This is a genomic window from Actinoplanes sp. NPDC051851 (assembly GCF_040681165.1).
In the GTDB taxonomy this organism is placed as follows: Bacteria; Actinomycetota; Actinomycetes; order Mycobacteriales; family Micromonosporaceae; genus Actinoplanes.
This window is the reverse complement of the sequence record NZ_JBFAYF010000011.1, coordinates 73,253-89,899: the sequence shown is the minus strand read 5'-3', so window position 1 is coordinate 89,899 and position 16,647 is coordinate 73,253. Positions and strand designations below refer to the sequence as shown.

Sequence of the window (16,647 nt, the reverse complement as noted above, 5' to 3'; positions counted from 1 at the left end):
CGGTCAGGCACGGCAGACGGTGGTCACGCTCACCCGGAGACGGTCACCCTGATCGGTGATCACCACCGATTCGCGGCCTTTCGCGTACGCCCATCCGTCCGCACCGGACCACACCAGCGTCGTGCCGTCCGGCATGCCCCGGGGCGCGCCGCCGCCCGCACCGCCGGACGCCTCGAACGTCGCCGCCGTCCCGCCGCCGGGACACCCGACCGCCTCGGTGGTCACCGCGGCATCCGCGGGTGCGCCCAGGGCCGTCAGCGTCGCGCTCAGGGCCTCCGGCGCATCGCCCGCGCCGGGATCACCCCGGTCGACCGTGTCGTCCGCCGGACGGCATCCGGTGTCCACCGTGATGGTCAGCACCTGATCGGTCGCGGCCACCTCGCTCGTGATCCTGATGAACTCCCCCGCATCGGCGTAGAGCCCCAGCTCGGTCCCGCCCCGCAACGCCGTCACCCCGGCCCGGTAGTCCGCCGGCAGCCCGCCCGCGACCGCGTCCAGCGCCTCCCGGGCCTGCTCCGCCGGCGCGTAGACCACCACGTCGCGCTTGGCCAGCCGCCCGGTGCGTACCGGAGTGATCCGGCAGTCGGCGATGCTCAGGGCACCCAGCCGGACCACCCACCCGGCCTCCTCGGCGGCGGCGAGCACGGTGCCGGTCGCGGCCTGCAGACGCGGCACCGCCTGCGCGATGGTCCGCTGCTCGGCGACGGTCGGCGGGTCGTTGCGCTCCGACCAGACCGCCGTCCCGGCGACGACCACGACCCATCCGGCCACCACCCCGACCAGCCAGCGCCGCCGTCCGGCCGTCGCACGCACACTCCCCGGCGCCGTCACGGCAGCCATGGTGACACGCCCGCGCCCGGGCTCAGCTCTTGGCCAGACGGGCAAGGGCGCCCATCGCCACCTCGGAGCGCGTCGTGTACCAGAACGGCGGTAGCGAGTTCCGCAGGAACGTCCCGTACCCCCGGGCCGTCTCCAGCCGGGAGTCCAGCACCGCGACCACGCCCTTGTCCCCGGTCGACCGGATCAGCCGCCCGACACCCTGGGCCAGCCGCACCGCCGCGATCGGCACGCTCACCGCCGAGAACCCCGAACCACCGGTCGCGTCCACCGCCGCCGACCGGGCCGCGGCCAGCGGCTCGTCCGGGCGCGGGAACGGCAACCGGTCGATCACCACGAGCTGGCAGGAGTCGCCCGGCACGTCCACGCCCTGCCAGAGGGACATCACCCCGAAGAGGCAGCTCTCCCGCTGCTCCTTGAACTTGCGGACCAGGATCGGCAGCGTCTCCTCGCCCTGGAGCAGGATCGGCAGGTCGGTCCTGTCCCGGAGCAGCTCGGCGGCCTGGGTGGCGGCCCGCCGGGACGAGAAGAGCCCGAGCGTGCGCCCGCCGAGCGCCTCGACCAGTTTGAGCAGCTCGGCACCCGCCTCGTCGGGCAGCCCGGACGCCTTGGGCCGGGGCAGGTGCGCCGCGACGTAGAGGATGCCCTGTTTCGGGTAGTCGAACGGCGAGCCCACGTCGAGCGACGTCCAGCCGTCGCCGGATACCGGCTCGGTGGCGGCCGTGGGCGCGGGGAGGCCGAGTGACCTGGCGACGGTGTCGAAGCGGCCGCCGAGCGTCAGGGTCGCCGAGGTGGCCACCACCGTACGGTCGGAGTAGAGCGCGCCGGCGAGCGTGCCGGCAACGGAGAGGGGCGCTACGACGAGGGCCCGCCGCCCGGAGCCCATGTCGGACTTCTCCACCCAGGCGACGTCGAACTCGTCCTCCTCCAGAAGCCGCTGCGCGGTCGTGGAGAGCTCGTCGAGAACCGCCTTGGCCTGCTGTTTCTTCACCGGATCGGGATCGTCGGCCTTGATCTCGCCGATCGACGAGAGCGCGGATCGGGTGGCCGACTCCAGCAGCGTGACGGACTGGCGGAGCGAGTCGGGCAGCCCGTTGGTCAGCCGGCCGGCCGGGAGGTCGGCGAGGCCGACGGTGAGCGCGTCGGCCGACTCGGCGAGCGTGTCGGCGGCGGCCGGGGTGATCAGGGTGCGGGCGCGGCGGCCGGCCCGCTCGATCGACTCGGGGGTGAGCTCGGCCTGGGAGGCGGAGGAGACCCGGTCGGCCAGCTCGTGCGCCTCGTCGATGACGAGCAGCCGGTGCGGCGGGACGATGTGCCGCTCGGAGAGCATGTCGACGGCGAGCAGGCTGTGGTTGGTGACCACGATGTCGGCCTCGCGGGCCCGCGCGCGGGAGGCCTCGGCGAAGCACTCCGCGCCGTACGGACAGCGGGAGGCGCCGACGCAGTCGCGGGCCGGCATCGAGACCGACCGCCAGGCCGTCTCGTCGACACCGGGGTCCAGCTCGTCCCGGTCGCCGGTCTGCGTCTTCTCCGCCCAGGCGCGGACCCGCTGGACCTGCTTGCCGATCCGGCCGGCCTCGCCGAGCCACTGGCCGGCCTTGGGCGCGGGCGCGTCGTCGAAGAGCGTGTCGGCCGGGGCGTCCTCGTCGACGTGCTCGAGTTTCGCCACGCAGAGGTAGTGGTGCCGGCCCTTGAGCACGGCGAACGTCGGCTTGCGCCCGAGCACCGGCTCGACCGCGGCGGCGAGCCGGGGCAGGTCGTGCTCGACCAGCTGGTTCTGCAGCGCCAGGGTGGCCGTGGAGACCACCACCGGGCCCTCGACGAGCAGCGAGGGCGTGAGGTAGCCCAGGCTCTTGCCGGTGCCCGTGCCGGCCTGGATGAGCAGGTGCTCGCGGTCACGGATGGCCTTGTCGATGGCGGAGACCATGGCCTGCTGACCCGGACGGGCGGAGCCCCCGGGAACGGCGCCGACCGCGGCGGCGAGGAGCTGGTCGGCGGTCGCCTTCTTCTTGGTAGCTGCGGGCACGCAGGAACCGTACCCGGCACCACCGACAGAACCGGACCACCGTTAGGGTGCACCCATGCCGAGCGAGATGGTCCGGGTCATCTTCACGAAGTACGACGGTTCGGCTCATCGTGACTACCCGGCACGCCGACTGGCCGAGGACGACCTGGGCGTCTGGGTCGGTGTCACCCGCGGGACGGCCAGTGTCTACCACGGCCGTCCGTCCGTCGAGCAGATCCCGTTCGTCCTGCTCGTCCCACATCACGCGTGGTGGACCGGAATGTTCAACCCACCACCGCGGACCAGCGAGGTGTACTGCGACATCACCACCCCGGCGCGCTGGGAGGGTGACACGGTGCACATCATCGACCTGGACCTGGACGTGGTGCGCCGTCGTGAGACCGGCCTGATCGAGCTGCTCGACGAGGACGAGTTCGAGGAGCATCGGGCCCTGTTCGGCTACCCGGACGACGCGGTGGCGAACGCGCACGCCGCCGCGGAGAAGCTGCTCGGCCTGCTCGGCGACGGCACCGAGCCGTTCGCCACGGAGTACCGCAAGCACCTGCTAGAGGTCACCCAGGACTAGCTTCGCCGGGTTCTGCTGGCTGAAGAGGCCGGTGATCCGCCCGCCGTCGACGGCGACCGTGAGGACCACGGTCAGCGTCCGCCCGTCGGCCTGCACGCCGCGCAGCATGACCGCGGCCGAGCCCGCCACCAGCACCGGGTCCACCTTCACGTCGGTGAGCTCGCTGAATCGGTAGCTGAGCAGCCCGTGATAGAAGCGGCCCACCTTCTCCGCGCCGCGCACCGGGTTCAGCGCGGTCCTGGCCGTACCGCCGCTGTCGCCGATCGCCACCACGTCCGGGGCGAGCACCGCGGCCAGCGCCCGCATGTCGCCGCTCTGCGCCGCGCTCAGGAACGCGGTCAGCACCCGTTTCTGCTCGGCCAGCCCGGCCGTGTGCCGCATGCCGCCCTCGGCCACCGCCCGCCGCCCCCGGGACGCGTGCTGCCGGGCCGCCGCCGGTGTGGTGCCGAGCACCGCGGCCACCTCGTCGAACGGCACGCCGAACGCGTCGTGCAGGACGAACGCGACCCGCTGCTCCGGGGTGAGGCGTTCCAGCACCACGAGCAGCGCCACGCTGACCTGGTCGGCCCGCTCCACCTGTCCGGCCGGGTCGGCGTCCGGATCCACCACGTACGAGGGAAGCCACTGGCCGGGGTACGCGGTCCGGCGTACCCGGGCGGATTGCAGTTGATCGAGGCAGATGCGCCCGGTGACCGTGGTGAGCCAGCCCTTGGCGTCCCGGACGTCGTCCTGCCGCGCCCACCGCAACCAGGCCTCCTGGACCGCGTCCTCGGCCTCCGCGCGGCTGCCGAGCATCCGGTACGCGATCGCGGTCAGGTACGGGCGGAGCCCTTCGAATTCCCCGGTTTCCAGAGGCATGGAGGAATTCTGCGCGGGAAGCGCGGTTACGCGGTAGCACCTGTGCCACAGTATAAAACGGAAGTTTCGTACGAATCGGATGGTGAACGTGGCTCAGGACGTGGCGACTCTCGCGGGAAGCCTGGCAGGGCTCGCCGGGGCCGGCGGCGCGGTCTCCGCCGTCATGCTCCGCCGCAACCGCCCCTACCTACCGGCCGGGCACGCACTCGTGCCCGCCAACCTGCCCGACCCGCTCCCCCTGGTGCTCCGGCTGGGCCTGGCCGGGATGACCGTGCCGGTCCGCCCGGGGCCGCACGGCGAGCTCTTCCTCGGGCCCGGCGCACCGCAGCCCGGCCGCACCCTGCGCCGGATGGTGCTGGCCCCGCTCTTCGCCCGGGCCAAGGCCACCAGCGGGCGGCTCTGGCCGGCGCAGCGGGCGCCGTTCCGGCTGGTGATCGAGTTCGTCGGGGACACCCGGGACGAGGGCTCGCTGCTGCGCGCGTACCGGATGCTGGATCAGCAACTGCGCGATCACACCGCGCTGCTGAGCCGCTGCGCGCACGGCTCGCTGACGCCGGGTGTGGTGACTGTCACGGTCACCGGCATCGTGGACGTTCGCGAGCTGCTCGCCGCCCAGCCCGCCCGGTACGCGTTCGCCGACGGCACCCTCGACGAACTCGGCTCCCGCTCCGCCCCGCCGGTGCTGGTCCCGGTGCTCAGCGAGCCGTGGACGTACCGGTTCGGATGGGACGGCCTGGAGCCGATCCCGGCCGAGGAACGCCACCAGCTGCACGCGTTGGTGCAGGCAGCGCATGCCGAGGGGCGTACCGTCCGGATCTCCGGGCTGCCCACCGGGACGCGCCGCGCCCGGACCGCGATCTGGTCCGAGCTGACCGCCGCGGGGGTGGACGTGATCGCCGACACCGACCTGCACGGGCTCGCCCGGCACCTGCGGCGCCACCCGGCGGCCCCGGTTCAGCGGGCGATCCCGCCGGCGCCGGCCGTCCGCCGGCCGTCGCCGCGCCCACAGCCGTCCCGGCCGGAAGGCCGTCGCGAGCCGGTTTAGCACGGTGTCGAACGGGTGAACTCGCGGGGACCGATAGAGTGCCACCGGAGATCAAACGAAAAGCCCGTCGATCGAGGTCCGCGCCGTGAAGTTCTCATTCCGTCCCGTCGAGGGTGTCTTCTACGACCTCTTCACCAAGGCCTCGTTCAACCTGGTGAAAGGCACCGAGCTCCTCAATGAGCTGACGCTGCCCGGAGTCGACGTGCAATCGGTGAGTGAACGCCTCAGCGACGTCGAGCACGACAGCGACGCGATCACCCACGAACTCTACAAAAAGATCAATTCCACATTCATCACGCCTTTCGACCGGGCCGACATCTATTCGCTCGGCTCGCAACTGGACGATGTGATGGATCACCTGGAGGCGGTCGGCAACCTCCTCTACCTGTACGGCCTGACCGAGCTGCCGTCGCTGCCCCGGGAGATGCACGAGCTGATCACCGTCCTCGACCAGCAGGCGAAGATCACCTCCGAGGCGATGCCGCGGCTGCGCTCGATGAAGGGCCTCGACGAGTACTGGATAGAGATCAACCGGCTGGAGAACGACGGCGACCGGGCGTACCGGATGCTGCTGGTCCGCCTCTTCTCCGGTGAGTACGACGCGCTGACCGTGCTCAAGATGAAGGAGGTCGCCGACGAGCTCGAGGCGGCCTGCGACGCGTTCGAGCACGTGGCGAACACCATCGAGACCATCGCGGTCAAGGAGTCCTAGACCTTGGATCCCGAACTCGTCGCCGTGCTGGCGGTGATCGTCGCCGCGATGGTGTTCGACTACACCAACGGTTTCCACGACGCCGCCAACGCGATCGCGACCAGTGTCAGCACCCGGGCCCTGACACCCCGGGTGGCCCTCGCGATGGCCGCCGTCGGCAACTTCGTCGGCGCCCATCTCGGCGCCGGGGTGGCCAAGACCGTCGGCGACGACCTGGTCGACCTGCCGACCGGCATCCCCAGTCTCGGCATCGTCTTCGCCGGGGTGGTCGCCGCGATCGCCTGGAACCTGATCACCTGGTACTTCGGGCTGCCGTCCAGCTCCTCACACGCGCTCTTCGGCGGCCTGGTGGGCGCCACCACGGTGGCCACCATCGGCGGGGTGCAGTGGGCCAACGTACTGGAGAAGGTCCTCATCCCGATGGTGTTGTCGCCCGTCGTCGGCCTGATCCTCGGCTACATCTTCATGATCGCGCTGATGTGGACCTTCCGGCGCGGCCACCCGGGCAAGCTCAACCGGGGCTTCCGATGGGCGCAGACCGCCTCGGCGGCCGCGATGTCCGTGGGGCACGGCATGCAGGACGCGGCGAAGACGATGGGCATCGTGGTGCTGGCGCTCTACACCGGCGGCTTCCAGAGCGACGCCACGCACATCCCGGAGTGGGTCTACTGGGCCTCGGCGACGATGCTGGCGGCGGGCACCTACACCGGCGGCTGGCGGATCATCCGCACCCTCGGCCGCAAGATCATCGACCTCGGCCCGGCCGAGGGCTTCGCCGCCGAGACGGTCGCCAGCTCGGTGCTCTTCTTCAACGCCCAGGTGCTGCACGCGCCGATCTCCACCACGCACACCATCACCTCGGCGATCATGGGCGTCGGCGCCACCAAGCGGCTCAGCGCGGTCCGCTGGAACGTGGCGGGAAACATCGTGATCGCCTGGGTCACCACGTTCCCCGCCGCCGCCTTCATCGCCTGCCTGGTCTACTTCGCCATCCGCCCGGCCTTCGCCTGAGAACAGGCCATGGACCACGACATGGTTGAGGCGTAACCAGAGTCGCATTTCGCCGTCGATGTCGAGGGTGCCGAAAACGGCAAGCGAAGCGGGGCCGTTTTCGGTGCCCTCGACATCGACTTTCAGGGCGAAATGCCGCCGAGCGGAGCGAGGCAATCGGGCTCAGCGAGGCAATCGGGCTCAGCGAGGCAATCGGGCTCAGCGAGGCAATCGGGCTCAGACATAAAAAACGCCGATCTCGTCGCGGATCGCGTCGAGCAGGGTCATCACCTCGAGCGTCGTCTCGTGCGGGATGATCGGGCTCTCCAGCTCGCCGGCCAGGATCGAGCGCTGCACCTCGGCCGCCTCGAACTGGTAACCGTTGCCCTCGAACTCGAACGCGAAGGTCTCCGGCTCCCGGTCCGGCCGGCTCAGCGTGAACGAGCGCGGCACGAAGAAGCCCGGCGGGAGGTCGATCCGCCCCTCGGTCCCGGTGATCGACGCGGCGTTCCGGCTGGCCCCGTTGATGCTGCAGGTCAGCGCGGCCACCGCACCGGCCTGGTAGCCGAGCAGCACGCCGGTGTTCTCGTCCACCCGCTCCGGCGTCAGGTGCGCCCAGGAGTGCACCGTGGAGGGCGCGCCGAGCAGCAGGTGGGCCAGGTGGATCGGGTAGACGCCCAGGTCGAGCAGGGCGCCGCCACCGAGCTCCGGGTCGCGGAGCCGGTGCGTGGCCGGGAACGGCCCCTGCAGCCCGAAATCCGCGTGCACCGCGCTGACCCAGCCGATCGCGCCCTCGGCGACCAGTTCGGCGATCTTGCGGATCGCCGGGTTGCAGCGCATCCACATGGCTTCCATCAAGAACACTTCCCGGGTACGCGCAGCCTGGATCAGCTGTGCGGCCCCGGCCAGGTCCAGGGTGATCGGCTTCTCGACCAGCACCGCCTTGCCCGCCTCCACGCACATCATCGCGGCGGGCAGGTGGAACGCGTGCGGGGTGGCCACGTAGACGACGTCCACGTCCGGGTCGGCGGCGAGCGCGGCGTAGGACCCGTGCGCCCGGGCGAACCCGTGGCGCTCGGCGAACGCGTCCGCGCTCGCCTGGCTCCGGGATCCGACGGCGGCGAGCTCGGCCCCCGGCACGAGCGGCAGGTCGGCAGCGAATGCGGCGGCGATACCGCCGGGGCCGAGGATCCCCCAGCGAACCTTCTCTCCGGTCATGATCGATACCGTATCGCCCGACCCCCCCGCCCAGGCCCGATCGGTGACAGGATCGACCGGTGACCGAGGCCATGTCCCTGCCGCCGGCGATGGTTCGGCGGGCGCTCGACTTCACCGGACCGCCCGCACCCGCGCGCCCGGCCGCCACGGTGGTCCTGCTGCGACCGTCCGGTTCCGCATTCCAGGTGTACGTGCTGAAACGGGCGACCACGATGGCGTTCGGCGGCGTCTACGCGTTCCCGGGCGGCGCCGTGGACCCGACGGACCGCCCGGAGACCCTGCGCGACGACTGGTCCGGCCGTCTCGGCGTCCCCGAGGAGCAGGCCCGCGCCATCGTCGGCGCGGCCGCCCGCGAGCTCTTCGAGGAGGCCGGCGTGATCCTCGCGGGCCCACCCGCCGAGCCGGACCGCACGGTCGCCGACGCCGGCGACCCGACCTGGGAGTCCGACCGTGCGGCCGTCCTGCGCCGCGATCTCACCATGACCGACCTGCTGTCCCGCCGCGGCCTGCTCCTCCGCGACGACCTGCTGCTCCCCTGGGCCCGCTGGATCACCCCGGAGTTCGAGCCGCGCCGCTACGACACCTGGTTCTTCGCAGCCCTGCTCCCCGAGGCCCAGGCCGCTCGCGACGTCTCCGGCGAGGCCGACACCACGGCTTGGATCGACCCGGCCTCCGCGACCGACCTGCCGATGCTGCCCCCGACCCGGCACACCCTGTCCCAGCTGGCGGCCTGCGGTGACATCCCGTCGATCGTGGCCGCCTCGGCCCACCGCGACGCCGCCACCCCGGTCACCCCGCGCATCACGGTCGACCCGGACGGCAGCGCCACCTTCACCATCTGACCCGCACCGACCATCTGACCCGCACCGCCGCCCGGGGCCGCGACGCCCGTGCCCGCTCCCTGCCGTAGCGCGCCCCCGGTCCTGGCTGGTCCTCAGGGGTGTGTCGAGGGCTACGAGACACCCCTGAGGACCAGCCAAGACGGTGACCCGCGCTGCGGCCGGGAGCGGGCACGGGCGTCGCGCGGCCCGGCGGGGGCCGCCTCTTGAGAACGGCGCGAGCGCCGGCCCCGTACGGGAACCGGCGCTCGATGCGGAAGCGAAGCACTCAGCCGAAGCGACCGGTGATGTAGTCCTCGGTCTTCTTCTGCGACGGGTTGGAGAAGATCTTCTGGGTGTCGTCGTACTCGATCAGACGGCCCGGCTCGCCGGTCTTGTCGATCGAGAAGAAGCCGGTCTTGTCGCTGACCCGGGCGGCCTGCTGCATGTTGTGCGTGACGATGATGATCGTGAAGCGGTCCTTCAGCTTGAACATCAGGTCCTCGATCGCCAGCGTGGAGATCGGGTCGAGCGCGGAACACGGCTCGTCCATCAGCACGACCTGGGGCTCGACCGCGATGGTGCGGGCGATGCAGAGACGCTGCTGCTGACCGCCGGAGAGGCCGGCGCCGGGGCGGCCCAGGCGGTCCTTGACCTCGTCCCAGAGGTTCGCGGAGCGCAGCGACTTCTCGGCCGCGTCGTCCAGCAGCGACTTCTTCTTGACGCCGTTGAGCTTGAGGCCGGCGACCGCGTTCTCGTAGATGCTCATGGTCGGGAACGGGTTCGGCCGCTGGAAGACCATGCCGATCATGCGGCGGACCGCGGTGACGTCCACGTCCGGGTCGTAGATGTTCTGGTCGTCGATGGTGAGCCGGCCCTCGATGCGGGCGTTCGGCAGCACCTCGTGCATCCGGTTGATCGACCGGAGGAAGGTCGACTTGCCGCAGCCGGACGGGCCGATCAGGGCGGTGATGGTCTTCGGCTCGACGGTCATCGAGACGCTGTCGATCGCCTTGAAGGTGCCGTAGTACGAGGAGACGTTGCTCGCCTCGATGCGCTTGGCCATGGGAGATACCTCTTATCGGAGCTTCGAGCGACGGGCGAGCAGCTTGGCGGCGATCGTCAGGATCAGGACCAGGGCGACCAGGGTGAGCGCGGCCGTCCAGGCCCGCGCCGGCGCGTACCGGGAGGCGTCACCGGCCTGCTGGTACACGAACATCGCGAGCGACGACTGGTTACCCGAGAACGGGTCGAAGTTGATCGCCGCGGCGCCACCGGCCACGAGCAGCACCGGGGCGGTCTCGCCGGCCGCGCGGGCGATGGCGAGCATGACACCGGTGACGATGCCGGGCAGCGCGGTGGGGAGGACGACCTTGAGGATCGTCTTCCACTGCGGCACGCCGAGCGCGTACGAGCCCTCCCGGAGCGGCCCGGGCACCAGCCGCAGCATCTCCTCCGTCGAGCGCACGATGGTCGGCAGCATCAGCACGGTCAGCGCCAGCGCGGCCGCGAAGCCGGAGTAGCGCGGGATGCCGTCGTTGAACCACGGGCTGACGATCAGCACCCAGAAGGAGAGGATGAACAGACCGGCGACGATCGACGGGATACCCGTCATGACGTCGACGAAGAAGCGGACCGTGCCGGCGAACCTGCCCCGGCCGTACTCGACCAGGTACACCGCACCGAGCACGCCGAGCGGCACGGCGAAGAGGGCGGCGATGCCGACCTGCTCCAGGGTGCCGATGATGGCATGGTACGCGCCGCCGCCGAGGTCACGGGCGCCGATGTTGTTCATCGAGGAGCCGAAGAAGTCGCCGTCCAGGCGGGACGAGCCCTTGGAGACCAGCGTCCAGACCACCGAGGCGAGTGGCAGGATCGCCAGCAGGCAGGCGGTGTAGATCATCGACTGCCAGGCCCGGTTCTTGGCGGCCCGGCGGCCCTCCACCCGGGAGGCGGCCACGTAGAGGCCGACCAGGTAGAGGACGCCGGACAGGAACACGACCAGCACCCAGTTGCCGATGCCGGTGGTGAACACCAGGCCGGCCGCGACCGCGACGGCCGCGACGGCGACCAGCAGGTTCGCGACCAGCGGGAGCTTCCTGCTCCGGATGTTGTCCGGGGTCATCACGACACCGGAGAGTTCACTCTGCAGAAGGCTCATGCGGCACTGTCCCGGAACTCGCGACGGCGGTAGATGATCGCCCGCGCCGTCATGTTGACGACCAGGGTGATCGCGAACAGCACCAGGCCGGAGGCGATCAGGGCGCCGCGGCCGGTCTCGTTGGCCTCGCCGAACGTGTTGGCGATGTTGGCGGCGATCGAGTTGCCGCCCGTCTGGATCAGGTTGAACGAGATGTTGAACGTGATACCCAGGGTCAGGGCGAGGGCGATGGTCTCACCGAGGGCGCGGCCGAGGCCGAGCATCACCGCGGCGATGACACCGGGCTTGCCGTACGGCAGCACCGCGGTCCGGATCATCTCCCACTTGGTGGCACCGAGCGCGAGCGCGGCCTCCTCGTTCATCCCGGGGGTCTGCTGGAAGACCTCGCGGGAGAGGGAGGTGACGATCGGCAGCACCATGATCGCGAGCACCAGCCCGCCGAGCATGATCGACTGCCCGAACGGGCCCTCGCCGCCGAAGATCGGCAGCCAGCCGAAGTAGTGGTTCAGCCAGACCGAGAACTCCCGGACCGGCTGCTGGAACACGTCGCGTCCCCAGAGGCCGAAGACCACACTGGGCACCGCCGCGAGCAGGTCGATCACGAAGCCCAGCGGGGTGGCGAACCGCTTGGGGGCGTAGTGCGAGAGGAACAGCGCGATGCCCAGTGCGATCGGGACCGCGACGATCAGTGCCAGGACCGACGACAGGAGCGTGCCGAAGGCCAGCGCCGCGATGCCGAACACCGGCTCGGTGTCGTTCGGGAACCAGGTCTTCTCGGTCAGGAAGTTGCCGTTGTCGGCCTGGATCGCCGGAATCGCCTTCGAGATCAGGAAGATCGCGATGGCGACGATGATGACCAGCACCATCGCACCCGACGCGGTGGACAGGGCGCGGAAGCCCGTCTCCATCGAGAATCGGGCCTTCTTCGGCAGGACGTCGCCACCACCGACCGGGGGCTCTTCGTAACTGCTCGGGGATACGCCGGAGCCGGCGCCCCGGGCATGACGGGGAGTCATGCCCAGGTCGCCGGCGGTGGCGTTCACCGAGCGGGAGGGGATATCACCCATCTGCGCGCTCGCTGTCGTCTCGGAGGGATGTGACGAGGGTCAGGAGATGGCGGCGACCGACGCCGCGACCTTGGCGCGCAGGGTCTCGGGCAGCGGCGCGTAGCCCAGGTCCTTCAGCTCGGCCTGGCCGTCCGTGCTCGAGGTGTAGGTCAGGAAGGACTTGATGTCGGCGGCCTTCGCGGAGCCCTTGCTGCAGGCGATCTCGTACGTGACCAGCACGATCGGGTAGGCACCCGCGGTGGTGGTGTTGTAGTCGATGTCCAGCGAGAGGTCGCCGTCGGTGCCCTTGACGGTGGCGTTCTCGAAGGTCTTGCCGGCCGAGTCGGCGGTCAGCTCGGCGTACTCACCCGCGCCGTTCTTGATCTTGGCGGTCTGCAGGCCGCTGTTCTCCGCGTAGGAGAGCTCGACGTAGGAGATCGTGTTCGGGGTGCTCTTGAGCTTGCTGGCCACGCCGTCCGACTTCGCGGCGCCGGTGCCACCCGGGGCCTTCCACGCCTTGGCGTGGTCGTAGGTCCAGTCCGCCTCGGCGGCGTTGGTGAGGTACTTGGTGAAGTTGTCGGTGGTGCCCGACTCGTCCGAGCGGTGGACGGTCTCGATGGTGGCGTCCGGCAGGGTCACGCCGGAGTTCTCGGCCGCGATGGCGGCGTCGTTCCACTTGGTGATCTTGCCGGAGAAGATCTTCGCGATCGTCGAGGCGGAAAGCTGGAGGCCGTCGGCGCCGGACACGTTGTAGACGACGGCGATCGGGCCGACCACCATCGGGAGGTTGATGGCCTTGCCACCGGGGCACTTGGCGTCCGCGGCGGCGACCTCCTCGTCCTTGAGGGCCGAGTCGGAGCCGGCGAAGTCCGCGGTGCCGGCGCTGAACGCCTCGATGCCCGCGCCGGAGCCGGTGCCCTGGTACTCGACCGGAGCGCTGGCGCAGGAGCCCTGGTACGCCTTGATCCACTCGTCCATGGCGTTCTTCTGAGCGGTGGAGCCCTGCGCCGTCAGGCTGCCGGTGCCGCAGCTGATGGCCGCGGCGGACGAGCCGCCGTCCTTGCTCGACGAGGCATCGGTGTTGTCCGAGCCGCACGCGGTGAGCGCGATGGTCGCAGTCAAAGCAATGCCGGCCACGAAACCGGACCGCTGGAGCTTCACGGTGATCCCTTCAGGGTTATTGCTGCCGGTCACTCACCGGCTCTGTGGGAAAACTAAAAGCGCCAAGTGACTTGCTCCCCGGCCATAAGTGAACCTGCGGTGAACACGTTTCACCTTCGAGGTAGCGATCCCCTGAGGGAGAGTTGTCTGTTAAGTGAACCACGCTCTCGGTACCCGATATGCCGGATATTTCAGCCCGGCCGTGACCTTGGCGAGATGCGGGCTTGTCCGGGGCGTTACCGAGCGGAACGGTGGACGATCAGCGGCGGTAGCTGATGTCGGTCTTGAAGACCGTGAAGCCGAGCCGCCGGTACAACGCCACGGCGGCCGCGTTCGACTCGTCGACGTAGAGGTTCGACCGCGTCAGCCCGGCGGCGGCCAGATGCCGCAGGCCCTCGACGCTGAGCGCGGCGCCCAGACCGCGGCGGTGCCCGGCCGGGTCGACGCCGAGCACGTAGATCTCGCCGAGTGCCGGGTCGGTGCCCTCGGCCGGGTGCACCTTGGTCCAGTGGAAGCCGACCAGAGTGCCGGTCACGTCGACCGCGAGCAGGAAGCCGGCCGGGTCGAACCAGGGCTCACGCTCCCGGGCCAGCAGGTCGTCCAGCGTCCAGCGGCCCTGTTCCGGGTGGTGCGCGAAGGCCCGCGAGTTCACCCCGAGCCAGGCCTGCTCGTCGTGGCCGGGGCGGAAGCCGCGAACCGTGACGCCCTCCGGGAGCGGGATCTCCGGCAGGGGCTCGAGCAGCGAGCGGCGCATCTGCCAGAGGACGCGGTCCCGGGTGAAGCCGGCCCGCTCGGCGAACGCGGCGGCACCGGGGTCGTCGCCGTGCGCCCAGAAGCGCAGCGGGCCCGGGCCGGCGGCGGCCAGCAGATCGGTGCCGATGCCCCGGCGGCGATGCCCGGGATGGACGACGAGCTCGCCGGCGCCGTCCTCCAGGAAGGCGTAGCCGACGCCGCCGGGAGCGAGGTGGTGCGTGCCGCCGCCGTTGCGGACGCGCAGCACCACGTCCTCGGAGAGCGGGTAGACGCCGTCCGCCTCGGCGGCCGCGGCGGCCAGGGCGAGAACGTCGTCGATCTCAGACGACGACAGCCGATCCGTGGCACGGATCGGCTGTCGCGATGTCATGAGTGGTGAGGAGGGTCAGACCGGGATCGAGACCGGCTCGTTGTCCGGCAGCTGACGGCCGGACGGCGGGACCACGAACTTGTAGCCGACCTGGCGGACGGTACCGATCATCGACTCGTACTCGGAGCCGAGCTTGGCGCGCAGGCGACGGACGTGCACGTCGACCGTACGGGTACCGCCGAAGTAGTCGTAGCCCCAGACCTCGCGGAGCAGCTGGTCACGGGTGAAGACCCGGCCCGGGTGCTGCGCGAGGAACTTGAGGAGCTCGAACTCCTTGTAGGTGAGGTCGAGCGGACGGCCCTTGAGCTTCGCGGCGTACGTGTCCGGGTCGATGTTCAGCTCGCCGGCACGGATGGAGCCACCGGCCCCGGCCGTCGCGTTGTTCAGCCGGCCGACGCAGAGCCGCAGGCGGGCCTCCACCTCGGCGGGACCGGCGCTGGCGAGGATGACGTCGTCGACACCCCAGTCCGCGTTGAGGGCGATCAGGCCGGCCTCGGTGACGACCGCGATCAGCGGCACGCCGATACCGGTGGCGTGCAGCATCCGGCACGTCGCGCGAGCCTCGGAGAGCTCGGAGCGCGCGTCGACCAGAACGGCGTCGGGGCTGGGCCCGGACACCAGGGTGCGTACGTCGCGCGGGGCGGTACGCACCGAGTGGGGCAGCAGGTCAAGGGCGGGAAGAACGACAGAGGGTTCACCGGCACGCGGCGTCACCAGCAGAAGGATCTCCACACTCACCTCCGTCCAAACGGCGTGAAGCCGCTCGGGTGACCCGGTCTGCGCAGCTGAAGGCTCCGCCACCGGAGAAACTGGGGCCCGGCGTCACCGACGGGTGGGTTGCGATTACCTTAACCGATGCTTCCGCCCAGACACCCAGGTCGCGTACGCAAGTGATGTAGCGAACGCCCCATAGGTGGCCGAACGGCGGATTCGTAACCAGCCTTTTACCTGACTCCTCCGGTGTCTCCGGGCCACCCCGCGCGGGCGATTTATGGCGAGAGCCCGGAAGTCTGGCACGATCGCTGTCGTGTTCCCCTCCATGCCGAAGGACGACCCTTGGGACGCGGACGCCTCCCGGGACGTCGCGCGCCTCACCACGCCCGGTCGTCCGAAAGCCGGTATGTACGGCGCGGTGCCGGACGCCGAGGACGAGAAGTCAGCCCCCTCCGAGTCCGGTGAGGACGAGGAGGAGTTCGAGGAGATCGAGGTCGTCCCGGTCCGGCGGCCGCTCTCGGTGGCGATCGGCGGGTTCGCGGCGCTGCTCGCCACCGCGCTGATCATCGGGGTGCAGACCACCGGCCCGGACACCCGCGCGCCGTACGCGATCGTGCTCTTCGGGGTGCAGCTGATCGGCCTGCTCGCCTGGACCATGGCGCTGCGCCCGCCCGCCGCCGGCGCCACCGCCGGGGTCATCGGGGTGGCCGGCCTGATCGCCTGCTACCTCACGGTCACCGCCGGGGAGCCGGGGCTGACCCCGCTCCTCTGGGTGCTGCTGGGCGGGTTCGTGGCGGCCGTCGTCGGCCAGCTCATCCGGGCCGAGGACCGGCAGCGGGTCCGCGACTCGTGGCGGACCACCCTGCTGATCGCGGCGGGCGTGGTGGCGTACGCGATCCCGATCGTCCTGACCCGCCAGCCGGTCGGTTCGCAGGTGGTGGTGGTGACCTGCGCCGCCGCCGGGCTGGCGCTGTTCGTCTCCCGGCTCACCGACGCGGTCTTCCCGAAGCCCCGGATCGCCGCCCAGGTCCCCCGCGGCGCGGTCGGCATCGTGCTCGGCGCGATGCTCGGCACGCTCGCCGGCGGCATGCTCGGCAGCTACCTGGTCTACCCGTTCACCCCGGCCAAGGGCGCGATCGTCGGCCTGGTCGCCGCGGTCGCCGCGATCCTGGTCGACCTCGCCGTCAACTTCGGCGAGGCGGGCCGGCGGCTGGCCGGCGAGGCGCCCACCTTCTGGCTGGCCCGGCACATGCAGGGGCCGCTCGGCGGGCTCGCGCTCAGCTTCCCCGCGGCGTACGTCCTGGTTCACCTATACCTCACGTGAGGCATCACCTGAACCTCTCGTTTCACGGGTCCGTGGACTGGGGCATGTA

General features: G+C 70.8%; 16 protein-coding genes. 6 read left to right on the top strand and 10 right to left on the bottom strand.

The genetic code is table 11. The features are described 5' to 3' along the window. Positions 1-3 precede the first annotated feature (3 nt). Together AB0M08_RS13950 and AB0M08_RS13945 are read right to left on the bottom strand one after the other, a co-directional pair. The gene (locus AB0M08_RS13950) at positions 4-840 is read right to left on the bottom strand and encodes a hypothetical protein (RefSeq protein WP_364492475.1); all 837 of its coding nucleotides are present in this window, start codon (positions 838-840) and stop codon (positions 4-6) included. Between the two features lie 22 nt (positions 841-862). Then, entirely contained in the window at positions 863-2,764 is a 1,902-nt protein-coding gene (locus AB0M08_RS13945) for an ATP-dependent DNA helicase (protein ID WP_364492572.1), read from the bottom strand. 154 nt (positions 2,765-2,918) lie between these two features. Here AB0M08_RS13945 and AB0M08_RS13940 point away from each other — a divergent pair, with 154 nt between their 5' ends. After that, positions 2,919-3,428 carry a DUF402 domain-containing protein gene (locus tag AB0M08_RS13940; protein ID WP_364492474.1) on the top strand — a complete coding sequence of 170 codons (510 nt, stop codon included), beginning with the start codon at positions 2,919-2,921 and terminating at the stop codon, positions 3,426-3,428. On the opposite strand, the gene sigJ is transcribed toward AB0M08_RS13940, so the two are convergent. Continuing rightward, positions 3,408-4,286 carry an RNA polymerase sigma factor SigJ gene (gene sigJ / locus AB0M08_RS13935; protein WP_364492473.1) on the bottom strand — a complete coding sequence of 293 codons (879 nt, stop codon included), beginning with the start codon at positions 4,284-4,286 and terminating at the stop codon, positions 3,408-3,410. The genes AB0M08_RS13940 and sigJ overlap by 21 nt on opposite strands. A gap of 88 nt (positions 4,287-4,374) precedes the next feature. Between sigJ and AB0M08_RS13930 the strand changes: the two genes are divergently transcribed. From AB0M08_RS13930 to AB0M08_RS13920, 3 genes are all read left to right on the top strand, one after another. Beyond that, positions 4,375-5,331 carry a hypothetical protein gene (locus AB0M08_RS13930; RefSeq protein WP_364492472.1) on the top strand — a complete coding sequence of 319 codons (957 nt, stop codon included), beginning with the start codon at positions 4,375-4,377 and terminating at the stop codon, positions 5,329-5,331. Between the two features lie 85 nt (positions 5,332-5,416). Beyond that, on the top strand, positions 5,417-6,043 hold the full coding sequence (locus AB0M08_RS13925; protein ID WP_364492471.1) for a DUF47 family protein: 627 nt from the start codon (positions 5,417-5,419) through the stop codon (positions 6,041-6,043). A gap of 3 nt (positions 6,044-6,046) precedes the next feature. Further along, positions 6,047-7,054, top strand: coding sequence for an inorganic phosphate transporter (locus tag AB0M08_RS13920; protein ID WP_364492470.1), 1,008 nt, complete (start codon positions 6,047-6,049; stop codon positions 7,052-7,054). A 216-nt stretch (positions 7,055-7,270) separates the two neighbouring features. On the opposite strand, the gene AB0M08_RS13915 is transcribed toward AB0M08_RS13920, so the two are convergent. Next, positions 7,271-8,251 carry a Gfo/Idh/MocA family oxidoreductase gene (locus tag AB0M08_RS13915; RefSeq protein ID WP_364492469.1) on the bottom strand — a complete coding sequence of 327 codons (981 nt, stop codon included), beginning with the start codon at positions 8,249-8,251 and terminating at the stop codon, positions 7,271-7,273. A gap of 71 nt (positions 8,252-8,322) precedes the next feature. Between AB0M08_RS13915 and AB0M08_RS13910 the strand changes: the two genes are divergently transcribed. Next, on the top strand, positions 8,323-9,093 hold the full coding sequence (locus AB0M08_RS13910; protein ID WP_364492571.1) for an NUDIX domain-containing protein: 771 nt from the start codon (positions 8,323-8,325) through the stop codon (positions 9,091-9,093). 265 nt (positions 9,094-9,358) lie between these two features. On the opposite strand, the gene pstB is transcribed toward AB0M08_RS13910, so the two are convergent. The 6 genes from pstB to AB0M08_RS13880 form a co-directional block, all read right to left on the bottom strand. Beyond that, on the bottom strand, positions 9,359-10,135 hold the full coding sequence (gene pstB, locus AB0M08_RS13905) for a phosphate ABC transporter ATP-binding protein PstB (protein WP_364492468.1): 777 nt from the start codon (positions 10,133-10,135) through the stop codon (positions 9,359-9,361). 12 nt (positions 10,136-10,147) lie between these two features. Continuing rightward, positions 10,148-11,230, bottom strand: a complete 1,083-nt coding sequence (gene pstA / locus AB0M08_RS13900; RefSeq protein ID WP_364492467.1) for a phosphate ABC transporter permease PstA — start codon at positions 11,228-11,230, stop codon at positions 10,148-10,150. After that, positions 11,227-12,297: a phosphate ABC transporter permease subunit PstC gene (gene pstC / locus AB0M08_RS13895; protein ID WP_364492466.1), complete on the bottom strand. Its 1,071-nt coding sequence runs from the start codon at positions 12,295-12,297 to the stop codon at positions 11,227-11,229. The genes pstA and pstC overlap by 4 nt, the downstream gene beginning before the upstream one ends. 39 nt (positions 12,298-12,336) lie before the next feature. After that, a complete protein-coding gene (gene pstS / locus AB0M08_RS13890; protein WP_364492465.1) occupies positions 12,337-13,437 on the bottom strand; it encodes a phosphate ABC transporter substrate-binding protein PstS in 1,101 nt (366 codons plus the stop codon). Positions 13,438-13,696: 259 nt separating this feature from the next. Then, positions 13,697-14,560 carry a mycothiol synthase gene (gene mshD, locus AB0M08_RS13885; RefSeq protein ID WP_364492464.1) on the bottom strand — a complete coding sequence of 288 codons (864 nt, stop codon included), beginning with the start codon at positions 14,558-14,560 and terminating at the stop codon, positions 13,697-13,699. Positions 14,561-14,575: 15 nt separating this feature from the next. Next, positions 14,576-15,292, bottom strand: a complete 717-nt coding sequence (locus AB0M08_RS13880; RefSeq protein ID WP_364492463.1) for a response regulator transcription factor — start codon at positions 15,290-15,292, stop codon at positions 14,576-14,578. 295 nt (positions 15,293-15,587) lie between these two features. On the opposite strand from AB0M08_RS13880, the gene AB0M08_RS13875 reads away from it, so the two are divergent. Continuing rightward, positions 15,588-16,598 carry a hypothetical protein gene (locus tag AB0M08_RS13875; RefSeq protein WP_364492462.1) on the top strand — a complete coding sequence of 337 codons (1,011 nt, stop codon included), beginning with the start codon at positions 15,588-15,590 and terminating at the stop codon, positions 16,596-16,598. Positions 16,599-16,647: the final 49 nt, after the last annotated feature.